The organism is Patescibacteria group bacterium, from assembly GCA_040387855.1.
GTDB lineage: Bacteria > Patescibacteriota > Minisyncoccia > Phycocordibacterales > JAKAEA01 > JAZKCY01.
This window is the reverse complement of sequence record JAZKCY010000001.1, coordinates 562836-583838: the sequence shown is the minus strand read 5'-3', so window position 1 is coordinate 583838 and position 21003 is coordinate 562836. Positions and strand designations below refer to the sequence as shown.

The window sequence follows — 21003 nt, the reverse complement described above, 5'->3', positions numbered from 1 at the left end:
CAGTATGAAACAAGAAACTAAAGTTGTATTGGGAATGATTGGAGTATGTCTAGTTATATTTATTGGAATTATCTTTCTTAGTGATAGAGGGACATCACCACAAAATTCCTTAAGTGATACTCAACCTATAGTAGATCAAACCGTATTAGTGAGAGAAGACAGTAAAAAAATAGAAGTAGCAGGTTCAAAAATCACACTGGTTGAGTTTGCTGATTTTGAATGTGAATCTTGTGGCGCGGCTCATCCCATACTAAAGAAAATTAAAGAAGAATATAAAGAAAAAATGACTTTCGTATTTAGAAATTTTCCACTTCATGGAAATTCAGTGCTTGCGGCAAAAGCAGCCGAAGCTGCTGGGGAACAAGGTAAGTTTTGGGAAATGCATGACAAATTGTTTGAAAATCAGAAACAATGGGGTGAGAAGCAAACTCCACAAACTGAACTTTTTAGAAAGTACGCCCAGGAATTGGGATTGAATATGACAAACTTTAATACTGTGATTGCAAGCACTAAGTATGAAGATAAGATTGCAAGAGACAAAAATGATGGTGTAAAAGCAGGGGTAACAGGAACGCCAACATTCTATCTGAATGGAAAAATAATTAAAGGAGTTCCAACTTATGCTCAGTTAAAGCAGTTAATAGACAGTGAATTAAATAAATAACATTATATGGATAATCAACAAGAAACACCAAAAGACATTACTAAAAATTCTCAAAATAAAGGTTGGCAATCATGGCTCACTTTAAAAACTGCTATACCTATTTGTATTTTATTAATAGTTCTTGCTGCACTCTACTATTTTAAGGGCGTATTCATTGCTGCAACTGTAAATGGTAGCCCAATCAGTAGAATGTCTGTTATTAAAGATCTCGAGAAACAAGGTGGAAAGCAAGCAGTTGATGCTCTTATCACTAAAAAGCTTATTGATAATGAAATAGATAAAAAAGGCATTACAGTATCACAAGAAGAAATGGACGAAGAAATTAAAAGTATTGAAAGTGGGCTTACTGCTCAGGGAACAACGCTTGACTTAGCTTTGCAACAGCAAGGTATAAGCCGAGAAAAATTAAATGAACAAATATCTTTTCAAAAGAAGCTAGAAAAGCTTTTAGCTGATAAAACAGTGGTTTCAGATCAAGAAGTTGATGCATATATAAAAGATAATAATGTGAAGCCTCAGGCTGGAGAAAAGATAGAAGATATTAAAGCTGAAATAAAGACGACACTTCAGCAGGAAAAATTTAACCAAGTAGCTCAGCAATGGATTGAACAGTTAAAGACAAATGCAAATATAAAATATTATGTTAACTACTAAACCTAAATAATTTTGATCAATTGCTTAAATGATTAAAAGATTTCTGGGACATATTGATTGGATACTGTTCTTAGCAATTCTACCTATACTTGGTGCAGGTCTAGTAACAATGAATTCATTTTCTACGGATAGTGGTTATTTTACACGCCAATCTGTCTGGATTGTAATATCGTGTATTGTATTTCTCATTTTTAGTAAGATTGATTTCAGCTTTCTAAAAAGAACAAGAGTAATTACTACTATCTTTTTTCTTTCGTGTTGCGTGCTCTTATCATTATTTGCTATAGGAACTGTGGCAAAAGGTGCTCAAAGTTGGTTTAGCGTAGGGTTATTCTCTATTCAACCTTCAGATCCAATGAAGATTGTTCTCATTCTATTGTTATCAAAATACTTTTCTCGTAGACATGTTGAAATACGTAATATAAGGCATATTTTAGTATCTGGGCTGTATTCACTAATTGTATTTTTGCTTATAGTAATTCAACCAGATTTTGGAGGAGCAATAATTATTTTCTTTATTTGGTTTGGAATGGTGCTTGTGTCAGGGATTTCTAAAAAGCATCTTTTAGCGGTCTTCCTTATGGGAGCCGTTGCGTTTGGAGGTTTATGGACATTCGTCTTTCAAGATTATCAAAAACAACGTATCATCTCATTTATTTCTCCTTTGGCTGATATTCGAGGTGCTGGTTATAATGCATATCAATCAACTATTGCTGTAGGTTCAGGACAAATGCTTGGAAAGGGAATCGGGTATGGTACACAATCAAAACTTAGTTTCTTGCCAGAGTATCAAACAGACTTTATTTTTGCAGCATTTGCTGAGGAATGGGGATTTATAGGAGTAATAATACTTTTCACACTATATGGAATTATAATGTGGCGAATCCTATTAAATGCCATGTATGGTAGTTCTAATTTCGAAGTATTATTTGCCCTAGGAATTGCAATTTTATTCATGATTCAGTTTACCGTTAATGTGGGCATGAACATTGGTCTTCTGCCTGTTACAGGAGTTACCATTCCATTTATGAGCTATGGAGGTTCACATCTTGTTACAGAATTTGCTGCTTTAGGAATATTAATGAGTATGCGTAAGTATCGTAGGGCTACGCATGTTGATACTATTAAGAATGAGTTTATAGGAATATAATAGGTATATCTACTATGTTTAAAGAAATAATAAAAAATAAGAAATTTATCTTCCTTTTATCTGCTTTGGTGTTGGTAATTCCATTTGAGATCCTGTCGTTTATGGATATATATCTTCCAGATGCAGTTGAAATTCCATTTTTTATTATTTTGATTGCAATTATAGGAAGGAAGGTTTTCTATAAAGGTGTAAAAAGCCTCCTTAAACTTAAGTTTTCTAGTATCAATTTATTGATGACTATAGCGGTTTTTGGTGCAGTCTATCTTCAACAATTTGCTGAAGCTGCAATTATTGTGATTCTTTTTTCATTAGGTGAAGCACTAGAGAACTTTGGAATTGATAAAAGTAAATCTGCTCTACAAGAATTAATAAATAAGAATCCTAAGTCAGTACAACTTAAAGGGAAGGAAGAAAAAACAGCTATTGAAGAGGTAAAGATTGGTGATGTATTTATAGTTAAGCATGGGGATCATATTGCTCTTGATGGAGAAATTATTTCAGGAGAATCATTATTAGACGAATCATCTATTACTGGTGAGCCATTACCAAAAAGTAAATTTATCGGTGATCTTGTTTATTCTGGAAGTGTAAATGGTGAAGGATATCTTGAAGTAAAGGTTACTAAAGAAGCTAAAGATACTACGCTTTCAAAGATCATTAAGCTCACCTATGAAGCAGCAGCTAAAAAATCAGAGTCACAGCAATTCATAGATAAATTCGCAAAGTACTACACCCCAGCGATTATGCTGATAGCCTTTTTGGTATTTTTTGTTCCTGTCGTATTGATGGGGCAAGACTTTACAAAATGGTTTACTGAAGCTCTCACACTTCTTATTATCTCTTGCCCTTGTGCTTTGGTCATTTCTACTCCCGTTGGAGTATTTTCCGCAATAGGCAATGCTACCAAGAAAGGTATTCTTATCAAAGGTGGAAAATTTCTTGAGGAAATGGGAAGGATTCAAGCGATTGCTTTTGATAAAACCCGAACACTTACAATAGGTGAACCTGTAGTATCAGATGTGATTGCACTTAAGGGTCACACACAAGAAGGCGTGTTGAGTTGTATAGCGGGTCTGGAAGCATTCTCAGAACATCCAGTATCTCGAAGCATTACCCAAAAGGCAAAAGAATTAGGATTGGATGCACATGCATTTAGTAACTTCAAAGCTGTAGCAGGAAAAGGAGTAAAAGGGACTTGTATGGTTTGTACAAATGCCGAGCATACCGTAGGAAATTTAAAATTTCTTACTGACGAAAAACATCCAATCAGCGATGAAGTTATAAATCATGTTCAATCGCTTGAATCTCAAGGCAAGACAGCAATAGTTGTAAGTGATGGTAATGATATTAGTGGTGTTATAGGAGTAACGGATGAAATTCGATCAGAATCAGCTGGAATAATTCAATCATTAAAACAATTAAATATCATTCCTGTGATTTTGACAGGTGATAATCTTTCTTCTGCTCAGTATGTTGCACAACAAGTCGGCATTGATGAAATCCATGCATCGTTACTTCCTGAAGAAAAAGTAAATGAACTTAAAAAACTTGAAGAGAAATATAAATCAGTAGCTATGGTGGGGGATGGAGTAAACGATGCTCCATCACTCGCTCAAGCTTCAGTGGGTATTGCTATGGGAGCTGTGGGATCAGATGTAGCTATTGAGAATGCTGATATTGCACTGATGAACGATAAACTTAGTTTGATTTCTTATATCATCGCTGTAAGTAGAAAAATGAATAGAATAATTAAATTTAATATTATTGCTGCAGTAGCTACAAAGGTTTTGTTTCTTGTTCTAGCTGTCACAGGACACAGCAATCTTGCCTTAGCAATATTCGCTGATGTTGGAGTGACTGTATTTGTAATATTAAATGCCTTAAGACTTTATAGCTATAAACCAGCTTAGTACTGCGCAACATAATCCTTTCCTCATGCAGTTGACATATACCCCCTAGGGGGTATTATTCATCTATGAATGTTAACAAAGCTAAAATCGTTCGACGTTTACAAATAATTGAGGGTCAGGCACGTGGACTAAGAGAGATGATCGAAAAGGGGAGCTACTGTATTGATGTTATTACCCAGAGTTCTGCAATTAAGCAGGGCCTTTCTAATGTAGAAGATATGCTTATGGAGCACCACCTCTCCCACTGTGTAGTAAAGCAAATTGAAGAAGGAAAACCAGCAAAGGCAGTAGAGGAAGTTCTTAAGGTCTATAAACTAAAACGAAAATAAAATATGCATCATCTTAAAAAATGGTCTAGCTATACAACTAACAAGAAAAGAACCCTTGTTTTGGCTCTCATTGCAAAGTTTGCAGTGTTCGGTTTAGTTATTGGTGGTTTAATGCTCATTCTAAGAAATTATGTCTCACCAATAGTTCTTGTAGGTATTGCCCATGTAATTATATTTGGTGCTGTTATATCTGTAGTCTTTGTACATACTCATAAAAAGGGTGGTCTTAATCATAGTAAATAAAAATTATGGAGCATATACACTCACAGCCTAAAATATATCGAGTGAAAGGAATGCATTGTGCTTCATGTGCTTCTATCATTGAAAAGACTTTCAAGAAAACTGAAGGTGTTAAATCTGCTGAGGTGAATTATGGTACTGAGACTGCAAAGATCGCCATTGATGATTTAAAGACTAATGCTCACGCCCTTTCCGAAAAGATTAAACCCCTTGGATATTCATTAGTTGTTGAAGATCATTCAAAGCACACTAAGCATGTAATGGCTGATGGATCAGTAATGAGTGGAGAAGACCATTCAATGCATACAGGTATCAACCAATCTAAGGAAGAAAAGCTTGCAGAAATTGCCGACATGAAGACTAAAGTACGTTCAGTAATACCTCTCGCTATTTTTAGTATCTTAGTTATGGCGTGGGATATCCTTGCTCAGTTCAATGTTATTCCAGCTATGTCTAATACTTTGTATGAATTCTTCCACCACCTTTTACCTATATTTGCTACATATACACTCTTTATAGTTGGGAAGCCATATCTTAAAGGAATGTATACATTTTTCCGATACGGTAAAGCAAATATGGATACACTTATTGGAATTGGTACATCAGTAGCATTTCTATATAGTTTTATTGTTACTGCATTTGAAGAAAGCCTAGCACCATTTATTGATGTTACACACACTTACTATGATGTAACAATTGTAGTTATTACTTTTATTGCTCTTGGAAAATATCTTGAGGCACGATCAAAACTTAAAACAGGAGATGCTATTGAGAAGCTTCTTAATTTACAAGCAAAGACTGCACTTGTAATTAGAGAAGGAAAGGAAAGTGAAATACCTGTTGATCAAGTTGTGCATGGTGATGTGATAGTAATAAAACCAGCTGGAAAAATTCCTGTAGACGGTGTACTAGTAGAAGGATCATCTTTTGTTGATGAAGCACTTGTTACGGGCGAGCCAATACCTGTTGAGAAAAAAGCAGGAGATATCGTTGTTGCTGGAACTATAAATACATCAGGAACATTCACGTTTAAAGCAACTAAAGTGGGATCAGAGACGCTTCTTGCAAACATTGTAAAAATGGTTCAGGAGGCACAAGGTAGTAAAGCTCCTATTCAAGCTCTAGCTGATAAAATATCAAGTGTTTTTGTACCTGTTGTTTTGGTACTATCTGTCATTACACTTGGGTTATGGCTTCTTGTCGGAACTCAGTATTTTGGATTTTCCCAAGCTCTTTCTTACGGTCTAGTTTCATTTGTGGGTATTCTTGTTATTGCATGTCCTTGTGCTCTTGGTCTTGCAACTCCAACTGCAATTATTGTCGGTGTTGGTAAAGGGGCACGAGAAGGAATACTCATAAAGGATGCTGAGACCTTAGAGAAATTCCATAAAGTAAATACTATTGTTTTAGATAAAACAGGTACTCTTACTAAAGGTAAGCCAGAACTTGTAGGCATTAAGAATAGTTCAACTCAAAGTGATAACGAGATTATTTCTATCCTTGCTACACTTGAAAATAAATCAGAGCACCCTATAGCTCATGCTGTGGCAGAATATGCACGAGCAAAAGATATTAAGTTATCTGAAGTTCAAGGGTTTGAAATGATTAAAGGAAAGGGTGTTAAGGGTACTATAAAGGGTACTGAGTACTATGCTGGAAACACAAAACTCATATCTGACTTAAAACTTATGTTTGATAGCAAACTGATTGAGGAGGAAACTACTCAGGGTAAAACTCCCGTCATTCTTGCTACTAAAAACAAAGTGTTGAGTGTAGTAATGGTTGCAGACGCTGTAAAACCTGAAGCTATTGAAGCTGTAAGAAATCTTCATAAACTTGGTATTAAGGTTGTGATGCTAACTGGTGATAATAAAAACACGGCTCAATTTATTGCTAAAGAAGTTGGTATTGATGAAGTAGTTGCAGAAGTTTCACCTGAAGATAAACTCAAGAAAATAATTGATCTTCAAAAAGAAGGTCAGATAGTGGCTATGGCTGGTGATGGAGTAAATGATGCCCCAGCACTAGCTCAGGCTAATGTTGGTATTGCTATGGGAACAGGAACTGATGTTGCTATTGAGACTGCTGGTATTACACTTCTCCACGGTGATATTTCAAAACTTGTAAAAGCAATAAAATTATCTCGCTTAACTATGCGTGGTATACGACAAAATCTTTTCTGGGCATTTATCTATAACATTATTGGAATACCACTTGCAGCAGGATTATTCTTTCCTATTTTCGGCTGGTTACTGTCCCCAGTATTTGCAGGGCTAGCTATGGCATTTTCAAGTGTATCAGTAGTGTTCAATTCATTACGATTAAAAGCTAAACAACTATAACAATATGAGTACTTACACATTTCATGTAAACGGTATGCACTGTAAGGCTTGTATAGCTCTTACAGAAAGTGAACTTCATGATCTTCCTGAAGTAAAAAAGGCAAAGTCTTCTCTTAGTACACATAGTGTTGAAGTAGAGGGAGATTTTGGCGATAAGAGCCAAGAAGAAATTGCTTCACAGCTAAGTGGTGTTCTACAAAAACATGGATATACCGTTACTGTTGAGAAACAGAAAAAAGCCGTTAATTGGAAAGAGTTCAATATAGCAATTCCAATAGCTGGAGCATTTATTGCTTTGTTTATCATTCTTCAGAAACTAGGCATAGTAAATCTCGTGAATACTTCAGAGGTTGGATATGGGACAGCCTTTGTAATAGGTCTCATTGCCTCAGTTTCGACCTGTATGGCAGTTGTTGGTGGCTTGGTACTCTCTATGTCGGCTAACTTTGCTAAAGAGGGAGATAAGGTTCGTCCTCAAGTGATTTTCCATGCAGGAAGATTGGTGTCATTCTTTATCTTAGGAGGAGTAATTGGAGCAATTGGATCAGCTTTTCAACTGGGAATTACGGGAACATTTATACTTGGGATTCTGGTTGGAATAATAATGTTAATATTAGGAATCAATCTGCTAGATGTATTTCCTTGGGCAAAGAAACTACAACCAACCCTTCCTGCTTTTTTCTCAAGCCATGTTCAGGGTCTTAAAAAGATAAATCATACACTTACGCCTCTTCTTATTGGTATCGTCACATTCTTTTTGCCTTGTGGCTTTACTCAGTCAATGCAGATTTATACTCTCACTACGGGTAGTTTCTGGGCAGGAGCAATGACGATGGGAGCATTTGCACTTGGAACACTACCTGTACTGGCATTATTAAGTTTTAGTACTTCAAACATCCACAAGAAGGCACAATCTGGTGTATTTTTTAAAACAGCAGGCTTAGTAGTTCTATTCTTTGCCGTCTTTAACATATACAACAGTTTAGTAGCCGTAGGATTATTACCAGCATTATTTAGCTTCTAAAAACATGAAATCAACAATAATATCAATTTTAATTGCAATAGTATTAATAGGAGGTGCTGTATTTTTAGTTAAAGGTAAAAATGATGCAAATCCAGGAGAAGTTAAAAATAACGTAACTGTTGTAGATGGAAAACAGATTATTGAGATAGATGTGAAAGGAGGATATAGTCCGAAAGTAACAACTGCTAAAGCAGATATGCCAACTGTAATAAAAATGAAAACCTCTGGAACATTTGATTGTTCGTCAGCCCTTACAATTCCAAGCATTAGTTATCAAAAGAATCTTCCTCAATCTGGTGTAACCGATATTGAAGTACCAGCTCAGAAAGTAGGAACTAATCTACAAGGTATTTGTTCTATGGGAATGTATAACTTTTCTGTAAATTTTATTTAGTCTGTGAAAGATGCACTGACAAATATACTTATTCACTATCCATTACTTGCACCTTTTGTGTTTATTGCTGTGCGAGCATTTGCAATTATATTTCCTCCTATACCTGGCATTGTGATCGATTTAATTGGTATCGCAACGTTTCCTTGGTTTTTAGGATTTATTTATGGAGAAATTGGAGTTGTATTAGGAGCAATGATTGCCTTCTGGATTGCTCGATATTTGCGGAAGCCACTACTCAAAAGATTTGTGTCCTTAGAGAAATTGGAAATATGGGAAAAGAAGCTTTCTGGTGAACAGGAATTTTGGGTTCTTGTAGGATTACGATTATTCTTTAATCCTTTATTTGATTATGTTAGTTATGCTGCTGGTTTAACTAAGATTAGTACAGGTAAGTACCTTCTTACTACTGTTTTAGGAACATTTCCTACAATGTTTGTTATATATTATTTCGGAGGTTTATCGATAAGTAAGGGTATATACTTTGGTGGCGGTATCATAATCATATTTTTCTTGCTTCGAATGATTTATAAATTGAATTTAAATCTAAAAAGAAGTAAATTAGAATGAATATGAACGCGAAAAATGACTTAGATACTTGTTTGCTCTTTATTCTCGAAAAACTTGAGAGTGAATATGAAATTGCGAAACGACAAAGACCTCAAGTAAGTAGAGTATATAATACTTATAATCCACAATGCGAAGCAAAAGTACCCGAGGCACGTTGGAGAGAATGGTCGAGGGAATTAAATATTGACTATACTCATTTCGAGTCTATTCTAAAAATACTTAAAAACGAGGGACTGTTATTAAAGTTCGAATTTATTGCTGAATATGAGTAGTCTCTTTATATCGTTCCCAGATGATTTTAATAATCGATATATAGAATATCGAGAGAAATTTAATGTAGGTAAAATTCCAGAACCATTTTTAATGAATTTATTTGCAAATGAACGTGAGAATCTACTTTTAATAAATGATGAGGATGAATATCAACATGAAATAGATAAATGGAAGCCGCTTAAAATTTTGGTAGATGCTATATACAAGCAATTATCACCCTTTATGGAAAAGAACCAAAGCGTGAAAATCGTTCTCAGTGATGATTTATCAGAAAATATAGTGATTTCTGTGCTAATGATGCTTATTTATGAGCGAGTATGTAGATGGAAGTTCGGAAGTGCAGGAATAACCTCAAATGTACCTGTTACCAAGTTTCTAAGTAATGAGGGGATTATAGTGCCAAGTTATCAAAAGTTTCGTGACTTCAGAAATGAAGTTCATAACTTTTATAATTTTATAGAAGAAAATAGAGATTCCAAATTCTCAAAATTTCAGCCAATCAAAGCTAGTGCAATACCTCCAGATAAAATGAAGCATCAAACAGCTGCTCTTAAGAGTGTCCTTGATGATGGACTCAAGGAAGAAGCTTTAACGGATCGAATTTTAACAAGGCTAAATAATATGGACGGACAGGTAAATGAGCTACCAAATATTGAATTCAATCCCACCACTGGTATTGGCTGTGTTAATAGTATTAGAGATTTTAGGTTTAAAGATGGATCTCCTGAGCATATGATTTTTACTCAATTGTATTCACGATTAACGAAAAAGCTATCCCGTCAAGATGTATTAATAGCAGGTAGCTTTTACGAAGACTATGATAAGCCTGATCCATCAAAAAAGACTTTGGAAACAACTTTTATTAATGATCGAGCAAAAAGCATTAGAGAAAAGACAGGGTTAAATACACAGCAACTAGTTATGAATGCGGGTAATCTAACATTGTTAGCTAAAAAATCCGACAAATCGACCCCAAAGAGACCCCAAAAGTAACCAGATAGGCTCTAAATTAGGTTTTCATTTAAGGATATGCTTTGTGCATAGCCTTTTTAGTATGGCTTAATCTTGAACGCTCCAGTAAGCCCATTGCTTACTTAGCAGGTCGCCTTTTGGCGTTCAAGAACCTGTTAAGTAAAGAGTGGGCTTAATTTATGGCTAAGTACAATACGCATCATATTAAATCAAGAAAAAGTTATTCCATGAAAGAGGTAAGTACTCTTTTAACCATCGATATAAAAACGTGTTCGAGGTGGATTAATGAGGAGGGATTAGAAGTTCTTGAGAAGAACATGTATCCAATATTAATTATGGGTAGCTCATTAAAAACTTTCTTGTTACTCAAGCGTGCTGTTAAAAAGGTGAGCTTAAAAGATGATGAGTTTTACTGCTGTAAATGCAAGAAAGCTGTAAGGCCAAAACGAGGGAGTAAAAGTGTGCAGAAGACAGGAAAGTATATTGGAAAAGAAAATAAGGAACAATTGGTCGAAATAGGTATTTGTGAAATATGTGGGACAAAAATAAATAAATTTTTAAGGGTATGCCAGAAGGACTAATTGATTACCTGATGTGTCCCGTAAATGTCCTAAGGAAGTAGCCTAATAAATTTAATAAAATAGTATATGTCATCAACAATCTACAAAAATGAAATAATAAAGAGAAAGTTCTATGAATACCTCTTAAATTCAAAAGGGTTTTCAACATTAACGGTCCAGTGCTATGAGGATGCTATTTATCTTTGGGAAGACTATACAGGTAAGGCAGACTTTGCCAACTTCACTAAGACAAAAGCAGAGGATTTTAAAGTTTGGTTAAAGAATAAGAAGAAGATGAGATCAGAAGAAAAAGTAAGTCTTTCCTATTGCTATGACAACCTCAGACATTTAAAGACTTTCTTTGATTGGCTCTCAAAGCAATCGGGATATAGATCAAAAATCAACCAGATTGATTATGAGTATCTGAACCTATCTAAGCAAGAGGCTAGAATTGCTACTCAGCCAAAACATAAGCAATGTCCAAATCATGAAGAAGTAAAAGCTGTAATAGAAAATATTAAAGGGAAAACTGAAGTTGAGATGAGAGATAAAGCACTAATATCACTTACTCTCCTTACTGGGGCAAGGATTTCTGCTATTTCCTCATTGCCAATGCAGAGCTTTGATAGGGTGAAATTAACTATTGATCAAGATCCAAGACTAGGAGTAAAGACAAAGTTCTCTAAAAGAATCATCACAACATTAATACCGTTTGGTTACAAAGAGTCATTAGACTATTTTGTGACATGGTTTGATTATCTAGAAAAGCAAAAAAAATTTAGTGCTAATGATCCAATCTTTCCTGCGACTAAAGTTGAAAATGGAAAAGAAAATCTAGGATATTTTAGTACCAATGAAGTAGCACCTATATATTGGAATGGATCTGCTTCAGCAAGGAAGGTCTTTGAAAAGAGATTCAATCAAGCGAATGTTACCTATTACCATCCCCATACCTTTAGACATCTTTTAGTAAAGACCATATCAAAACTTCCATTAACTGAGGAGCAAAAGAAAGCAATAAGTCAAAATCTTGGACATGAGGACGTAGGTACAACTTTTGGTTCATATGGTTATGGAAAGATTTCTGAAGATCGACAGGTGGAGATCATTGCTGAAATTGATTTTGATGGAAAGAAGCAGGAGGTCAAATATGTTTTAGGTACTGATGATATTAAAGAGTTAATGCGTGAAATGAGAGATAGTAACTAAGAATGACGTACCAAGTTTCAAAAAGAATAAGTAAGTCTATTACTAGTAGCCATACTGGTATAAAAGGGAAGGATACTAAGCCTACCCCTGAATATTTCTATACAGAAAATGATAGTAAAGAGGTACAGTCAAAGTTAGATATGGCGTTTAATATTCTTTTTGATGCCGTTCTAAAAGGTGGAGCATAACTAAATTGACAACTATGGACATTTAAGAATATACTTACTACATGGAATTTCTAACAAAACAGGAAGTTGCAACATTATTGAGAGTTCACGAAAGGACTGTGGCTCGCTGGATCGATAGTGGTCAATTAAAGGGATACAAGTTGGGCAAAGGTAAAACTGCTCTTTTACGTATTCCTAAAAAGGAGATCGAAAAGTTCTTAGAAAAAAATAAAGCTTAATATGATAGAAGATACTAACAAAAATATTAAATTGATTGCTGTGTATGGCAGAGTATCAACTTCTAATCAAGAGAATGAAGGTACTATAGAGACACAGCTTTCTGCTGTAAATCAATTTGCTAAGAATAATGGCTATACAATTGTTCAACAATATATAGATAACGGGTGGAGTGGTGATTCATTGGCACGACCTGAATTAGATAAATTGCGAGAAGATGCAAAAAGTAAAATATGGGATGCTGTATTAATATACGATCCTGATCGGTTAGCTCGAAGATATTCATATCAAGAGCTTGTGATGGATGAACTTAAAGAAAAAGGTATACCTGTTTTATTTGTAACAGTACCTCAAGCAAAAAATGATGAAGATAGAATCATGTATGGAATGCGTGGCTTATTTTCTCAGTACGAGAGAATGAAAATAGCTGAACGCTTTAGATTGGGTAAAGTCCGAAAAGCAAAGAATAATCATGTTATTGCTAGTGAAGCCCCATATGGTTACACATTTGTAAAAAGGAATGGTAAGCCTGGTGATACTGGATTTTATCAAGGATATTATGAAATCAATGAAAGAGAGGCTCAAATAGTAAATTGCATGTTTTCATGGGTAGGTGATGAAGGCTTAACCCTACGAGGGGTTGTGCAAAGGCTTCAGAAATTATGTATTCCTCCACGCAAGAGTAAAAGAGGGGTTTGGAGTACAAGTACATTAAGTACCCTGTTTAGAAATAAAACATATATTGGAGAGGCTCATTATGGTGCTTCGTATGCAATCGTCCCTCTAAATCCGTTAAAGAAAGATGGTTACAGAAAAATAAAGAAGACCAGTAGAAAAAGTAAACCTGAAAATGAATGGATTAAAATCACAACTCCTAAGATTGTTGAAGAAGAACTATTCAATAGAGTAGGATTGAGACTTAGAAGCAATTTTGAGGCTTCTGTAAGGAATACAAAGAATGAGTATTTGCTATCACATAGAATATGGTGTCCTTGTGGTTGTAGACGAGCTGGAGAGGGTCCACAAAAAGGTAAGCATCTATATTACAGATGCACCAGTCGCGTAAAGAGCTTTCCATTGGCTTCTACATGCCCTGAGAAAGGTCTAAATGCAAGAGTTGTAGATCAGGTGGTATGGGATAAGATATCTAATCTTATGAGTTCTCCAGACTTAATTAAAAAACAAGTAGAAAGGTGGCTTACTGATAAAAATAAAGGAAGTAAAGTTTCAACTGTTAATGTAGATGATATTACAAAAGAAGTTTCAAAGTTAAAAGATCAAGAGGATCGATATGCCAAAGCTTATGGGGCTGGAGTAATTACAATAGATCAATTAAAAGACTATACTCAACCAATCAAAGATAAAATTATTGCTCTAAATAATCAGCTTACACAAGCTCAGTCAGAGATCCAAAGTACATCTACAGGAGAATTACCTAGACCTGATAAAATAAATGAATTTGCCAATAAAGCAGTTGAAGCCCTTAAAAACTTGAAATTTAGTCAAAAACAGGAGATAGTAAAGAACATTATAGATAAAGTTGTCGGTACAAGAGAATCATTAATCATCAGTGGATACATTCCAATAACATCAAATATCAATGTCTTCACTATCCATCGGCATCGTCGGTCTTCCAAACGTAGGTAAATCAACACTTTTCAACGCTCTTACAAAAAAGAGTGTGCTTGCTGCAAATTATCCGTTTGCGACTATTGATCCATCTGTAGGAGTGGTGAGTGTTCCTGATAATAGACTTTATAAGCTTGCTGATTTTTCTAAAACTCAAAAAACTATTCCAGCTGCAGTAGAATTCGTAGATATTGCAGGACTTGTAAAAGGAGCTTCAGAAGGTGAAGGATTGGGAAACCAGTTTTTAACTAATATTCGAGAGACAGATGCAATTGCACAAGTTGTGCGAATTTTTGAAGATGAAAATATTATCCACGTTGCAGGAAAAGTGCATCCTTTAAGTGATATTGAAACTATAAATCTCGAATTGGCCCTTGCAGATCTTCAGACTGTAACTAAACGACTTCAGAATATTGGCCGAGATGTAAAGCGTGGTGATAAAGCAGCTGTGCTTGAAGAAGCTGTACTCAAGAAAATTGAGCCAGTATTAAAAGAAGGAAAGCTTGCTGGATCCCTTTCATTTGATGAAAAAGAACGTGAAGTATTCAAGACTTTGCACCTTCTTACAATGAAGCCTATTTTGTATGTGCTCAATAAAAAAGCTGGATCAACAAATCTTGATGAGACCAATGATGAGCGATACCAACAGCTCATGGCTTATTTTAAGGAAACTAATTCTAATTTTGTTGTAGTAGACGCTCGGATTGAAGAAGATCTAAAAGAAATGGAGGGGGAAGAAAAAGAAATGTTCCGAAAAGAATTGGGAAGTGTAAAGGATGGAATTAATGATTTGATTACTGAAGGCTATAAAATGCTTGGTTTGATTACCTATTTCACTACTGGTGAGAAAGAAACTCGAGCATGGACAATTCAGAAAGGTTGGACTGCGCCACTAGCTGGGACTGCAATTCATACTGATTTTAAAGATAAATTTGTGCGTGCTGAAGTAATTGAGTGGAATAAACTTATTGAATCAGGTTCATTTGCTGTTGCAAAAGAAAAGGGATTGCTTCGAACTGAAGGAAAGGAATACATTGTGAAAGATGGAGATGTAATGGAGTTCAAGATATAATATATCTATGAAAAAAATGTCGTTGTTGATTGCTGTTGTTGCAATTATGATTATCGTGGGTATTATTGCTGCGTTTAAAAATACTAATACTACTCAAATGTCTGATAATAATAGTGGTAGTCAGTCTGAATCTCGACCAATGGGTAAGATTGTTGCTCCACAAGAAATGAAAGCTAGTTCTGGTGATACAGAATTTGTTGCTGCAAACAGTCTTGAAAAGCCATCTGAAGTAGTAGCAATGAAGGGAACTACTGTTTTGTGGAAAAATGAAGTAGCGACTCCAACAATTGATCCAAATCTTGAAAAAGATGTTCAACTTTTAGATTTTTTTGTTACAAAAATGAGAATAGATGATTTCAAATCACAACCGGCTTTGTATGTAACTATTGGAACTGGGGTAAATACAAAGCTCTATGTTTTGAATCCTGAAGATGGAAAAGTATTAAATATTGTAATTGTTAGCCCTCCTCCTGCTCAATAAGCTCAACGGCTCGGTCTTTGCTAGTGCAATAAAAACGTGATATAGTTTGCTCATTAATAACTAGTGATTTCGCTATGGAAATACTTCACAAAGTACGAATGACTCCCAAGGATTTTTTCCTTCACCTCGGAGCAATGGTTGCCCTCTATATTACTGTGCCAACCTTACTTGTACTTTTGTTTAGTATCATTGATAGTGCATTTCCGATAGTTCGGGATTATTATTCCAACTACACTCCAAATATTAGTTTCCCAGTAGCGACACTCATTGTTGTTTTTCCTATCTTTCTATTGCTCTCATGGCTTTTACAAAAAAGTTATGCAGAAGATTCTCACAAAAAGAATCTAATCATGCGAAAATGGCTTTTGTATATAACTCTTTTTGTATCTGGAATTGTCATTGCTGGAGATTTAGTAACAGTAATTTATTATTTCCTTGATGGTCAACTCATAACAAATGCATTTATACTAAAAGTAATCGCTGTATTTGTAGTAGCCACAGCAGTGTTTGTGTACTATATATTCTTGTTACTCAACAAAGTAACTTCTTCTCACAACAAAATAGCTGCAGTTATTGCAAGTCTAGCCATTTTAGCTGTAATAGCTGTTGGATTTAGTGTTGTTGGCTCTCCTCGAACTCAACGACTCAATAGATATGATGAAATGAAGGTAACAGATCTACAAGGGATTCAGTATCAGATTATTAATTACTGGCAGCAGAAAGGTAAATTGCCTGAAGCTCTCTCTGATCTCAATGATCCATTAAGTAGCTTTATGGTTCCTAATGATCTAGAAACAGGTGCTGCATACGATTATGAAAAAGTAACTGCAACAACGTTCAAATTGTGTGCAGAATTTAATAAAAATAATATTGGCAAGCAACCAGGAATTTCAAATTCATCTGCAATGCTTGGACGAGAAAATCTAGAGCTGTGGCAACACACAGGTGGACAGTATTGTTTTGAAAGAACAATTGATCCAGAACGTTATCCAATGTTGAATAAAACACAACAAAAAGCACCTCCAATATTAGAATAATTTACTACTGTGGCTGAATACAATCATAAAGATATAGAAAAAAAGTGGCAGGATTCATGGGATACATCTGGAATTTATAATGCACAAGATTCATCAGATAAACCAAAGTTTTACGGTCTTATAGAATTCCCATTTCCATCAGGAGCAGGAATGCATGTGGGACATCTTCGCAGTAACACCGCAATCGATATTGTTGCACGTAAACGCCGTATGGAAGGCTACAACGTGCTTTACCCAATAGGTTGGGATGCTTTTGGTCTACCTACTGAGAACTATGCGATTAAAACAGGTAAATCTCCCGCACTCGTAACTAAAGAAAATACTGACAATTTTCGCAAGCAACTAAAGTCTGCTGGTTTTTCATTTGACTGGTCTCGAGAAATTAATACTACTGATCCTGCCTATTACAAATGGACCCAGTGGATATTTTTACAGATGGAAAAGAATGGTTTGGCGTACAAGAAAAAGATGGTTATCAATTGGTGCCCTAAAGATAAGATTGGTCTTGCAAATGAAGAAGTTGTTGATGGGACATGTGAACGGTGTGGAACTGTTGTAGAAAAGCGAGAAAAAGAACAGTGGATGCTTGCTATTACTAAATATGCAGACAGGCTGGATAAAGATTTAGATCTTGTTGACTATCAAGAGAAAATTAAAATTCAGCAGAGAAATTGGATAGGGAAAAGTCAGGGTGTGAATTTTAAGTGCACCATTAAGGATTTGAACATAGCTGTTGAAATGTACAACTCAGTACCTCAAACATTTCGTGCGGAAACATATACAGTTATTGCACCCGATCATCATCTCGTTCCAAAGTTGGTTGCTGGGACTGAATACGAGAAAGATGTTTTAGCATTTGCTGAAAAAATAAAGCAAAAGAAAGCTGCAAATAAATTTGATGTCGAAAATGACATGGAGGGAATCTTTACGGGTAGATACATAGAAAATTTTGCTGGTTCAGGTAGAGATTTGCCAATATGGATTGCATCATATGTTCTCTCAGATTACGGAACAGGTATCGTAAACGCTAGTGCCCACGATACTCGTGACTATGCTTTTGCTAAGAAATACAATATTCCATTACATGAAGTTCTTATTCCACGACTTATAGATGCAACAAATCCACATGTTCCGGGAAAAGAAGTGGTATTTCGAGATGCAGTTATTGCTGTAGTTAAAAATCCAAAGACAGATAAATATCTATGTTTGAAATGGAAAAAACAACCATGGACAACCTTTGTGATGGGAGGAATGGAATCAGGCGAAGACGCTGTAACTAGTGCCCTTCGAGAAATTCAAGAAGAAACAGGTTATAAAAATGTAAAATTCATAAAGAATTTAGGTATGGCACAGTCAGAATTTTACGCTGCCCATAAAGGCGTAAATCGAGTTGCTCATACTCGCAATCTTTTATTTGAACTTATTGATGAAGAACAGGATGCTATTGCTGCAGAAGAATCTGATACGCATGAACTTGTTTGGAAAACTATGGATGAGATTATGAGTACAAATATGACTCATAGTGAAATGCCACTTATTTTAGATGGAATCAAAGGTATAGAAAAACCAATTGTTAAAACAGGTATTCTTTTAGAACCTGCAGAGTTTAAAGGACGAGAATGGAGTGACGTTCGAGAAGATGTAATTTCTTATCTAGAACAGAAAGGATATGCAGAGCGAAAAGTAAATTACAAGCTCCGTGACTGGGTATTTTCACGTCAGCGATATTGGGGTGAACCAATCCCAATGATTCATTGTGCGGCATGCGAATTAAAAACAGGAAAAGCCTGGATTCCCGTTCCAGAAAAAGATTTACCGGTAAAACTTCCTGATGTAGAAAAGTATGAACCGACAGATAGCGGTGAGTCACCATTGGCTGCTATCTCAGAGTGGGTAAATACTACATGTCCAGAGTGTGGTGGTCCCGCTACTCGAGAAACAGATACTATGCCAAATTGGGCAGGTTCAAGCTGGTACTATCTACGGTATGTAGATCCAAAGAATAGCGATTCTTTTGTATCTTCTGACGCAATTACATATTGGTCAAATGAAAAGGGAACTGTTGATTGGTACAACGGAGGAATGGAACATACGACCCTTCACTTATTGTATTCTCGCTTCTGGCATAAGTTTTTATTTGACCAGGGATTAGTACCTACAAGTGAACCGTATGCTAAACGTACCTCTCACGGCCTCATTTTGGCTGCTGATGGTGCTAAATTCTCAAAGTCGTCTGGTAATGGCGTGGATCCAGATGTCATCATTGATTTGGTTGGTGCAGATGCTTTACGTTTGTATGAAATGTTTATGGGACCTTTCGAACAAGCTGTGTCATGGAGTAATGACGGAGTTGTTGGTCCTCGACGATTTATTGAACGAGTATGGAAAATGCGAGATAAAGTAGTACCAAAATTACCGTATGTTGCATCACTTGAAAGTACCATCCATAAGACCATGAAGAAGGTGAGTGAAGACATAGAAAAAATGCAATTTAATACTGCTGTTTCTTCTCTTATGATCTTACTTAACGAAATGGATAAACAGGAACAATTGGCCCAGAGTTATTACTCACACTTACTTACAATGCTTGCTCCGTTTGTACCCCATGTTACAGAAGAATTATGGCAGTCATTGGGTCATACCACATCAATACACCTAGAGAAGTGGCCGAAATATAAACAAGAAAAGATAATCGAAGATGCATTAAAAATAGCAGTTCAAGTGAATGGAAAAGTACGAGCAGAAATGGAAATTGCACCTGATACGAGTCAGTCAGAAATAGAGCAAAAAGCCCAGGAATTAGCCGAAATAAGGAAGTGGACCGACGGAAAAGAGCTAAAGAGAGTAGTGTATGTAAAGGGTAAGATAGTAAATATCGTTGTGGCGTAAGGATTTCTAGGCGCCCCTTGACTTATTTACACAATAATGATAAATAATAGACACAGGTTTAACTCAAAGTCAAAAACAACAATTAATAACATATATGCCTGCAATCACATTCAAGCCAAAGCAAGTAACTAAGCATCTTCTAAGTGTTCTCCCTGAACGCGCACGAGACGTTATGATGTCTCGCTATGGGCTTGGAAAGGATCCAGAGCGTATGACCCTCGAAGCTATTGGTAAAAAGTACAATATTACACGAGAACGTGTTCGACAGATCGAAAATCACGCTATTGCAACTATTCGAAAATCAAAGGAATACCAGAAAGAGAAAAAAGCCTTTGAAGAATTGGAAGTAGTTATTCACGATTTGGGCGGACTTATCACAGAAGACGATCTTTTGAACCACATTACAAAAGATAAGACTACTCACAATCATCTCAATATTCTTTTAATTTTAGGTGAATCATTTAAGAAGCGAAAAGAAGACGAGCACTTTAATCACCGATGGTTTATCGATGAAGAGCTTTCAGACAAAGTTCATGGTTCACTCCACAAGCTTTTTGAAAACCTTTCAGATACCGATCTTATTTCAGAAGGAGACATTATTAGTACATTTGCAGATCATCTTAAAGAAGTCGCTGACGAATATAAGCAAGAAGAAATCCTTAAGCGATGGCTTGCCCTCTCAAAGGCTATTTCCCGCAATCCACTTGGAGAATGGGGTAAAGCATCAAGTTCTAATGTAAATGCTAAGGGAATGCGAGATTACGCCTTCCTGGTTATCCGAAAGCACGGATCACCAATTCACTTTACTGAAGTTGCAAAGCAAATTGAAAAGCTTTTCAAGAAAAAGGCTCATGTTGCAACAACTCACAACGAACTTATTAAAGATCCACGATTTGTTCTAGTTGGACGAGGATTGTATGCTCTCTCAGAATGGGGATATATTTCAGGAGTAGTAAAAGACGTTATTAAGAAAGTTATCGAACAAAACGGACCACTACCAAAAGATAAAATCATCGACAAAGTTTTGAAAGAACGATACGTGAAAGAGAACACCATTATGGTAAATCTCCAAAACCCAAAGTTCTTCAAGAAAGATAAAGAAGGACGATACTCTCTCTCATAATTTTAAAAAGCTAAACTTAGTTTATCAACAAACAGCAGACCTAGGTCTGCTGTTTTGTTTTGCTGAGTTTTGATACAATA

22 protein-coding genes are annotated in these 21003 nt (G+C 35.7%); all 22 read left to right on the top strand.

Annotated features, from left to right (window positions below):
- The first annotated feature begins 4 nt into the window (after positions 1–4).
- The 22 genes from V4519_03245 to V4519_03140 all read left to right on the top strand — a co-directional run bounded on the left by V4519_03245 (position 5) and on the right by V4519_03140 (position 20923).
- Complete coding sequence (locus V4519_03245; protein MES2437005.1) at positions 5–664, top strand: DsbA family protein; 660 nt, start codon at positions 5–7, stop codon at positions 662–664.
- A 6-nt stretch (positions 665–670) separates the two neighbouring features.
- A complete protein-coding gene (locus tag V4519_03240; GenBank protein MES2437004.1) occupies positions 671–1318 on the top strand; it encodes a SurA N-terminal domain-containing protein in 648 nt (215 codons plus the stop codon).
- Positions 1319–1346: 28 nt separating this feature from the next.
- Positions 1347–2468 carry a rod shape-determining protein RodA gene (gene rodA / locus V4519_03235; GenBank protein MES2437003.1) on the top strand — a complete coding sequence of 374 codons (1122 nt, stop codon included), beginning with the start codon at positions 1347–1349 and terminating at the stop codon, positions 2466–2468.
- 14 nt (positions 2469–2482) lie between these two features.
- Positions 2483–4378, top strand: coding sequence for a cation-translocating P-type ATPase (locus V4519_03230; protein MES2437002.1), 1896 nt, complete (start codon positions 2483–2485; stop codon positions 4376–4378).
- A 65-nt stretch (positions 4379–4443) separates the two neighbouring features.
- A complete protein-coding gene (locus tag V4519_03225) occupies positions 4444–4707 on the top strand; it encodes a metal-sensitive transcriptional regulator (protein ID MES2437001.1) in 264 nt (87 codons plus the stop codon).
- A 3-nt stretch (positions 4708–4710) separates the two neighbouring features.
- Positions 4711–4950, top strand: coding sequence for a hypothetical protein (locus tag V4519_03220; GenBank protein ID MES2437000.1), 240 nt, complete (start codon positions 4711–4713; stop codon positions 4948–4950).
- A 5-nt stretch (positions 4951–4955) separates the two neighbouring features.
- Positions 4956–7289: a heavy metal translocating P-type ATPase gene (locus tag V4519_03215; protein MES2436999.1), complete on the top strand. Its 2334-nt coding sequence runs from the start codon at positions 4956–4958 to the stop codon at positions 7287–7289.
- A gap of 4 nt (positions 7290–7293) precedes the next feature.
- Positions 7294–8313 carry a sulfite exporter TauE/SafE family protein gene (locus tag V4519_03210; protein MES2436998.1) on the top strand — a complete coding sequence of 340 codons (1020 nt, stop codon included), beginning with the start codon at positions 7294–7296 and terminating at the stop codon, positions 8311–8313.
- A 4-nt stretch (positions 8314–8317) separates the two neighbouring features.
- Positions 8318–8707 carry a cupredoxin domain-containing protein gene (locus V4519_03205; protein ID MES2436997.1) on the top strand — a complete coding sequence of 130 codons (390 nt, stop codon included), beginning with the start codon at positions 8318–8320 and terminating at the stop codon, positions 8705–8707.
- 3 nt (positions 8708–8710) lie between these two features.
- Positions 8711–9274, top strand: coding sequence for a VTT domain-containing protein (locus tag V4519_03200; GenBank protein ID MES2436996.1), 564 nt, complete (start codon positions 8711–8713; stop codon positions 9272–9274).
- Between the two features lie 2 nt (positions 9275–9276).
- Positions 9277–9546 (top strand): hypothetical protein, encoded by a 270-nt coding sequence (locus V4519_03195; GenBank protein MES2436995.1) that lies wholly within the window; start codon positions 9277–9279, stop codon positions 9544–9546.
- Positions 9539–10540 (top strand): hypothetical protein, encoded by a 1002-nt coding sequence (locus V4519_03190; GenBank protein ID MES2436994.1) that lies wholly within the window; start codon positions 9539–9541, stop codon positions 10538–10540. The genes V4519_03195 and V4519_03190 overlap by 8 nt, the downstream gene beginning before the upstream one ends.
- A gap of 206 nt (positions 10541–10746) precedes the next feature.
- Positions 10747–11100, top strand: coding sequence for a hypothetical protein (locus V4519_03185; protein ID MES2436993.1), 354 nt, complete (start codon positions 10747–10749; stop codon positions 11098–11100).
- Between the two features lie 66 nt (positions 11101–11166).
- Entirely contained in the window at positions 11167–12288 is a 1122-nt protein-coding gene (locus V4519_03180; protein MES2436992.1) for a tyrosine-type recombinase/integrase, read from the top strand.
- A 2-nt stretch (positions 12289–12290) separates the two neighbouring features.
- Positions 12291–12476: a hypothetical protein gene (locus tag V4519_03175; protein ID MES2436991.1), complete on the top strand. Its 186-nt coding sequence runs from the start codon at positions 12291–12293 to the stop codon at positions 12474–12476.
- Between the two features lie 41 nt (positions 12477–12517).
- Positions 12518–12694, top strand: coding sequence for a helix-turn-helix domain-containing protein (locus V4519_03170; GenBank protein MES2436990.1), 177 nt, complete (start codon positions 12518–12520; stop codon positions 12692–12694).
- Position 12695: 1 nt separating this feature from the next.
- Positions 12696–14339, top strand: coding sequence for a recombinase family protein (locus V4519_03165; GenBank protein ID MES2436989.1), 1644 nt, complete (start codon positions 12696–12698; stop codon positions 14337–14339).
- Positions 14293–15393 carry a redox-regulated ATPase YchF gene (gene ychF / locus V4519_03160; protein MES2436988.1) on the top strand — a complete coding sequence of 367 codons (1101 nt, stop codon included), beginning with the start codon at positions 14293–14295 and terminating at the stop codon, positions 15391–15393. The genes V4519_03165 and ychF overlap by 47 nt, the downstream gene beginning before the upstream one ends.
- A 7-nt stretch (positions 15394–15400) precedes the next feature.
- Positions 15401–15874 (top strand): hypothetical protein, encoded by a 474-nt coding sequence (locus V4519_03155; GenBank protein MES2436987.1) that lies wholly within the window; start codon positions 15401–15403, stop codon positions 15872–15874.
- Positions 15875–15948: 74 nt separating this feature from the next.
- On the top strand, positions 15949–16911 hold the full coding sequence (locus V4519_03150) for a DUF5671 domain-containing protein (GenBank protein ID MES2436986.1): 963 nt from the start codon (positions 15949–15951) through the stop codon (positions 16909–16911).
- A 9-nt stretch (positions 16912–16920) separates the two neighbouring features.
- Positions 16921–19800 (top strand): class I tRNA ligase family protein, encoded by a 2880-nt coding sequence (locus V4519_03145; GenBank protein ID MES2436985.1) that lies wholly within the window; start codon positions 16921–16923, stop codon positions 19798–19800.
- 94 nt (positions 19801–19894) lie between these two features.
- Positions 19895–20923 carry a sigma factor-like helix-turn-helix DNA-binding protein gene (locus V4519_03140; GenBank protein MES2436984.1) on the top strand — a complete coding sequence of 343 codons (1029 nt, stop codon included), beginning with the start codon at positions 19895–19897 and terminating at the stop codon, positions 20921–20923.
- The last annotated feature ends 80 nt before the right edge of the window (positions 20924–21003 follow it).